Genomic DNA, 604 nt, shown 5'->3' on the forward strand with positions numbered 1-604 from the left:
CCTGAGATAGCTAAAAAATTGGCATTATTCAATAATAGATTTTTATAATTAACAGCATTAATTCCACCAATAGCTACTGTTGGGGTTTTTGTAAATTTTTTAACTTTATTTAAAATCTCAACAGAGGCTACATGCTTAGCTTTTTTAGTTTTAGATTGATTAAAAGCACCAAAGGCAATGTAATCAGCTTTACCTTTAATTGCTTTTTTTGCTAAATTCATAGAATTATGACATGTAATTCCTATAATTTTTTTACCAAGTATTTTTTTTGCCATATTAATATTCATATCTTTTTGACCTAGATGGCAACCATCAGCATTTAATTTTAAAGTAAGTAAAGGATCATCATTAATAATAAATTTTACTTTATTTTTTTTACAAATATTCTTAATTTTTTTTCCAATTATAATTTTCTTTTTAAGAGAATAATTTTTAAGTCTAAGTTGAAAAAAACTTACTTTTCCAGTTTTTAAAACTAATTTTAGATTTTTATAGAAAAAATTAGGAATTTTGTTAGGAGAAATAAGATAAATAAATTTTTTTTTACTTATTTTCAAGCTCACTAGACCATTTTCCTTGAGCAGCTAAAGTACACATTTTAGCC

The 604-nt window shown here is 23.5% G+C and carries 1 protein-coding gene; it reads right to left on the minus strand.

The window, feature by feature from the left end:
• On the minus strand, window positions 1–557 hold a 557-nt coding region (gene thiE, locus AMN83_RS04715; RefSeq protein WP_075504518.1), incomplete at its 3' end, for a thiamine phosphate synthase.
• Between the last annotated feature and the right edge of the window lie 47 nt (window positions 558–604).

Source organism: Candidatus Pelagibacter communis (assembly GCF_001180025.1).
Taxonomy (GTDB): Bacteria; Pseudomonadota; Alphaproteobacteria; order Pelagibacterales; family Pelagibacteraceae; genus Pelagibacter; species Pelagibacter ubique_A.